Source organism: Frankia tisae (genome assembly GCF_025403405.1).
Lineage (GTDB): Bacteria > Actinomycetota > Actinomycetes > Frankiales > Frankiaceae > Frankia > Frankia tisai.
The window spans coordinates 1-5,736 of record NZ_JANEZT010000403.1; the positions used below are offsets into that span (position 1 = coordinate 1).

Genomic DNA, 5,736 nt, shown 5'->3' on the forward strand with positions numbered 1-5,736 from the left:
GCCCCGCCCCGCCCGGCGCCGGGCGTGCGGGCCGGCGCCAAGTCCAGGAACCGCCCTCGGCCGGCGGCTGCGGGCGGGCCGAGCCTGACCAAGAGCAGCGACTCCGATGCCGGGGCGGTGGCCACGTCAGGCGGTGGTTCGACCGCGGCGAAGGGTGCCGCCGCCAAGGGCGCCGGGGCCAAGGGCAGCGCGACGAAGGCTGGGCGCGGCTCGTCGACGGCCCCGCCCGGGACCCGGTCCCGTAGCGGCGCGTCCGCCGCCCGCGCCGCCGGGCCGGCGAAGAGCTCCCAGCCGGATGCCCTGCCCGGCCCGGATGCGGTCGGGGAAGCCGAGGACGCCGGGGCCCCCACCACGGCGCGGTCCACGGCCGCGGGCAAGTCCTCGCCGGGTGGCCGGAAGAACGCGCCGAGCAAGGGCGCCGCGCAGGCCGCCGGCAGCGGCGCAGAGCCGGCCGCCGTGCCCGCGACGGGTGACGGCGCGGCAGCCCGCCCCGCTCCGGTTCCCGCCGGTGTCCGCCGCCAGGTCGGTGGTTCCCGCCCCGCCAAGCGGCGAGGCAAGGGCAAGCGGCCCGGCGGGCGGCGTTGACCCGGGGAGCCCCTCCCCGACCGGCCGGCGAACTCGCCGGTCCCCCTGATTTCGTCGCCGTGCGGAGGTATCCCGTAATCTCTGCTCCGCCGCCCCCTGTTCCCCTGGAGAAGCGCTGATGACCGGTTCGGCACCTGACCTGGCTGTGGATGGAGCTGGAGTCTCCGACGAGGAAGGCTCCCCGGAGGAGACCGGGCTCAGCCCGCAGGAGCGGCGACTCGTCGACCTCGAGCAGGAGGGGGAAATCGCCGCTGACTACATCGAGGGCCTGCTCGACATCGTCGATATGGACGGCGATCTCGATCTCGATGTCGAGGGCGGCCGGGCCGTCGTCGCGGTGGTCGGCGAGAAGCTGGACAAGCTGATCGGAACCGGTGGCGAGGCTCTCGAGGCGCTGCAGGAGCTGACCAGGCTGGCCGTCCTGCAGAAGACGGGGAATCGCAGCCGCCTCATGCTCGACGTCGGCGGTCACCGGGCGCGGCGTCGGGTTGAGCTCCGTCAGGTCGCGGCGGCGGCGGCGGAGCGTGCGATCGAACGTGGCAAGCCCGAGACGCTCGCCCCGATGACCCCGTTCGAGCGCAAGGTCGTCCACGATGCGATCGCCGAGCTCGACGGCGTGCACAGCGAATCCGAAGGTGAGGAGCCGAGCCGGCGGGTCGTCATCCTGCTCGGCTGACCCAGCCCCGGGCTGGCCGCCCATCGGCGTCTGAACCCGGCGCGTTGCGCGCGGACCGCGCCAGACAGGGCATAACGGCCTCCCCTGCGTTGTGCCCTGATGACAGCCGCTAGATTCGGGCTGGAGGTGCGGCGGTGACCGCCGCTGGTGATCGGGGGATGCCGTGCCGCCTGCGGGCCGTCGTCGGCCTGGGCGGTCCACGGCACTGGCGGCCGGCGCGGTCGCGCTCGGCCTGTCCGGCGTGCTGTGTCTGCTGCACACCTACCTGACCAGACCCCTCTGGTACGACGAGATCTGGCGGGCGCATTTCGTCAGCGAGCCGCTGGCGTCGTTCTGGTCGGAGCTGACGGTTGCCAACACGCCGTCCGCGTTCGGCTGGCTCGGGATCACCCGGCTCACCGGCGAGGTGTTCGGCTGGCACGCCTGGTCGCTGCGCCTGCCCGGCTACGCGGCGCTGCCGTTGCTCGGGGGCGCGATCGTCGTGCTCACCCGCCGCTTCGCCGGCACGGGTGCTGCGGTGCTCGCCGCCTGCTGGCTGTGCCTCAACACGACGTTTCTCGATCTGGCCACCCAGCTCAAGCCGTACACGGTGGAGGCGCTCGCCGCGGTGTGCATCGTCGGTGTCTGGACCGCGGACCCGCTCGGGCCGCCCGGCGAGGTTCCGGCCGCCGGCGCCGTTCGTGGACTTGACCGCGGCCGCCTGGCCCGGCGGATGGCGGCGGGTGCGCTGGCGCTCGCCGCCGTGCCGGGGATCTTCGTGGTGCTCCCGCTGGCGGCGGTCGACCTGTGGCGCGGTCCGGCGCGGCGGTGGCGGCTGGTCGAGTGCCTTCCCGCGATCGTCCTCAGCACCGCGCACACAGTCGGCTTCGTCGCCCACCAGTCCAGCCAGCGCAACGGCGACTACTGGGATCGGCAGTTCCTCGCCGGCCGGGGGCCGTGGGCGGCACTGCGGTTCGTCGCCGAGCAGATCCGCGCCACCGTCACCGGCTCGCCGCCGGGAATCGACCGGTTCGACCCGAGCCTCATCCACGGCACGGTGCCCGCGGGCCCGTTGGGCTCGGCGCCGGCGGTCCTCATCGGGATCGCCGTCGCCGTGGCCGGGGGGATCGGTGTCGTGGCGCTCGCCCGCCACCGGCAGGGCCGGGCTCTGCTTGCCGCGCTCGGCGGTGCGGAGCTGATGATGCTCGGCGCGAGTGCCGCGCGTTACTGGCCGTTCGGACCGACTCGGACCAACCTGTACGTGGTGCCACTGCTTGTTGTTGTGGTGATGGTGGGTGCCGAGCGGGCGATTCGATTCCTTCTGTCGACGGTGCGCGCCCGTCTGCCCCGTGGCGGGCCTCAGCGGGCCGCTGAGCGCTCTAAGAGTGCTCTCCCTACCCTGCCTATACCGGAATCAGTAATTGCACTATCACTATCCGATTTTTCATCGGGGCCGATAACAGAAGGTGACGGCGGATCCACCCTTCCCGGCACGGTGGTCCCGGCTCCCGCGGCCTCTCCGGCGACCCCGCCGCCAGCGCTGGCCGGGCCGGCCCGAGTGCCCCCGCTCGCGGGCTCGCGGCTCGGCTGGGCCCGCGCTGCGGTCGCGCTTCCCATCGCCGTGATCATCGCGATCACCGGCTGCGGTGCCCTGCTTGCGCAGACGTCCCTGTCGGGCAGTCGACCGCTGTGGGAGCACCGGGATCGGCTGCGCGGCCTGAACCTGATGGTCGACGCGGCCCTCGTCACCCGCCGGGTGGCGCGGCCCGGAGACGTCGTCGCGGTCGGCGGTCGACTCGCCCGGCCGGGCTGGCTCTACGCGATGGAGGCCAGCGATGACGGACCGCGCGATCCCGCCGATCTTCGGCCCAGCCCCAGGAGGGAGCAGCGTTCCCGGCAGGGCGGCGCTGGGGGAACGGCTGCCGCCGCCGACGAGACATCCGCCGTCGGGTCGCTGGTGACGGTGCCCGCGTCGCGCGGAGCCGCCGGGGGCACCGGTGGTCCTGTGGTCGACGGGGCGAGTGCCGTCGGCGGTCACCGGCCGGCGGACCTGGCGGCCGGCACCCGGGTGGCCGTGGCCCGCGGGGGTGGTACGCCGGCCAGGATCGCCCGGCGGGACACCGTCTTCTTCGGTGGCACCAGGCCCGCTCTGGTACGTCAGCTCGCGCACCGCCCGGTCCCACCCGGGCATCTGCTCGTCTTCGTCTTCGACATCGAGCGGTCGGATCTGGCTGGCCAGCTCGCCTCGCTGCCCGGGGCCGGCTGGTGCGCGACCCAGGACTGGAATTTCCGGCTGACCGGGGTGCTGACCCGCTACGACCGTTGTGCCCCGGGTGCTCGGCCGCCCCGGCGGGTCATCGTCGCCTACCACTGAACCGTCGCCCGGCCACTGAACTGGCCTCGAGGGGCGGCCGGCTCGGACCGGCGGATTCGTCGGGCACCGCGGCGCATGCCCCGTCGGGCACAGCGGGGATGCTTGTCGGATGTGCAATCCTCCCTCTCCCTCGTCCTGTCCCGCCCGGTTCGCGATGCCCGGCGGCCCGCCCGAGTTGTTGCCGTGGACGGGATCCAGCCGGCCCGGCCTACCCGTTGCCGTGGAAGCAGCCTTCGGCAGTGACGGGGATGGCACCTCCGGGCCGGCCCGGGCGGGTGTGCGATGACCGACTCTGACGCCTCGGGCCCGGCGCGCCAAGCTGGTCAGCCGTCGCCGGTGCCGGCGGCGGCGGCCGAGCTGTTCGGCCCGCGGCTCGCGGCGGCGGCCCGCTTCACCGAACTGCTGGCGACCGCCGGGGTGGAGCGGGGGCTGATCGGTCCCCGGGAGACGGACCGGCTCTGGGAGCGGCACGTGCTCAACTGCGGGGTCCTCGCCGAGGTCGTCCCCGCGGGTGCTGATGCCGTTGACGTGGGCAGCGGCGCCGGTCTGCCGGGGATCCCCCTCGCCCTCGCTCGCCCGGACGTGCGGGTCGTGCTGCTCGAACCGATGGAACGACGCTGCCGTTTTCTTCAGGAGGTTGTGGCCGCCGTGGGCCTGGAGGGCCAGGTTTCCGTCCTGCGTGGCCGCGCGCCGGATGCCGGAATCGGCCCGGAGGGTCGTAGATTCGGAGTAGCCGTCGCACGCGCGGTCGCCCCGCTCGAGCGGCTGGGCGCAATCCTCCTTCCGATGCTGCAACCGGGTGGTGTCATGCTGGCGATGCGCGGTTCGCGGATCCTGGAGGAATTGCAGGACGCGCGCGGCAGTCTCGGAACCCAGGGATGGCATCCGGTGGATGTCGTGGTGTGCGGAGAGGGGCGGGTGGATGAACCCACCCGGGTCCTCCGAGCCGTGCGGTCATCCCAGCCTTCCCGGGCCGAAGGCAGGAAAGGGCGCGGCGACGGTGAGCGGCACGATGGCAGACAGGTCAGACGAACGGCGCGGGACTCACGGCGATCACGGGAGGTCGATCGTGACCAGCCGACGCGTGGGCAGTCTCGTTCCACGTGAAACAGTGTCGACGGGCCGAAGCGGTTCCGTGGGCGAGGGCTATCGGGGTCACGACTCCGTCATCCCCCCGCTGGATCCGTTCGACCGGTCGACCCCGATCGGAGCGGCGGCGGCAGCAGCAGTGGAAGCTTTGGCGACGGAACGACGACAACCATTCCCCCGGCCCGCTCGGCGGCGCATCATCTCGGTGGCCAACCAGAAGGGCGGCGTGGGCAAGACGACGACGACGGTCAATCTGGCCGCGGCCCTGGCCTCGCACGGCATCCGTGTCCTGGTGATCGACCTCGATCCGCAGGGTAATGCGTCGACGGCGCTCGGTGTCGACCACCATTCCGGTGTCCCGTCCATCTACGAGGTGCTACTCGGTGACCGACCGCTCGACGAGGTCATCGTCGCCTCGACCGAGGCGCCTGAACTGTTCTGCGCCCCTGCGACGATCGACCTGGCCGGCGCCGAGATCGAGCTCGTCTCGCTCGTGGCGCGGGAGAATCGGTTGCACCGGGCCATTCAGGGCATGAAGCGGGAGGTCGACTACGTCCTCATCGACTGTCCCCCGTCGCTCGGTCTGCTGACCGTCAATGCGCTGGTGGCGGCGCGGGAGCTGCTCATCCCGATCCAGTGCGAGTACTACGCGCTGGAGGGCCTCGGCATGCTGCTGCGCAATGTGGAGCTCGTCCAGGCCCACCTGAACCAGGACCTGCGCCTGACGACGATTCTGCTGACCATGTACGACTCGCGCACCAGGCTGGCCGACCAGGTCGTCCACGAGGTCAAGGAGCACTTCGGGGATCGAGTGCTGGGCACGACGATCCCCCGCAACGTCCGGCTCGCGGAGGCCCCGAGCTACGGGCAGTCGGCGCTGACCTACGATCCGACCTCCCGCGGCTCCCTGTCCTACCTTGCGGCGGCCCGTGAGCTCGCCGAGCGGGGCTTCGAGCCGAACGGAGCGGGTAGGTGAGCGCGCGTCGCAGCGGGCTGGGGCGTGGGCTCGGGGCCCTCATACCCGTCGCCCCCC

General features: G+C 72.8%; 4 protein-coding genes and 1 pseudogene. All 5 read left to right on the forward strand.

Annotation, left to right across the window (positions count from 1 at the left end):
• Positions 1 to 585: pseudogene (locus tag NBZ85_RS26660) on the forward strand (membrane protein insertase YidC); the annotation flags it as partial.
• Between the two features lie 118 nt (positions 586 to 703).
• On the forward strand, positions 704 to 1,261 hold the full coding sequence (locus NBZ85_RS26665; protein WP_261559117.1) for a Jag family protein: 558 nt from the start codon (positions 704 to 706) through the stop codon (positions 1,259 to 1,261).
• Between the two features lie 163 nt (positions 1,262 to 1,424).
• A complete protein-coding gene (locus tag NBZ85_RS26670; protein WP_261562824.1) occupies positions 1,425 to 3,614 on the forward strand; it encodes a hypothetical protein in 2,190 nt (729 codons plus the stop codon).
• 282 nt (positions 3,615 to 3,896) lie between these two features.
• On the forward strand, positions 3,897 to 4,721 hold the full coding sequence (gene rsmG, locus NBZ85_RS26675) for a 16S rRNA (guanine(527)-N(7))-methyltransferase RsmG (RefSeq protein WP_261559121.1): 825 nt from the start codon (positions 3,897 to 3,899) through the stop codon (positions 4,719 to 4,721).
• Positions 4,722 to 4,842: 121 nt separating this feature from the next.
• Positions 4,843 to 5,679 carry an AAA family ATPase gene (locus NBZ85_RS26680; protein WP_308205227.1) on the forward strand — a complete coding sequence of 279 codons (837 nt, stop codon included), beginning with the start codon at positions 4,843 to 4,845 and terminating at the stop codon, positions 5,677 to 5,679.
• Positions 5,680 to 5,736: the final 57 nt, after the last annotated feature.

Coding starts and splice junctions, on each gene's coding strand:
- NBZ85_RS26665 (WP_261559117.1), top strand. CDS start 704: ATGACCGGTTCGGCACCTGACCTGGCTGTGGATGGAGCTGGAGTCTCC.
- rsmG (WP_261559121.1), top strand. CDS start 3,897: ATGACCGACTCTGACGCCTCGGGCCCGGCGCGCCAAGCTGGTCAGCCG.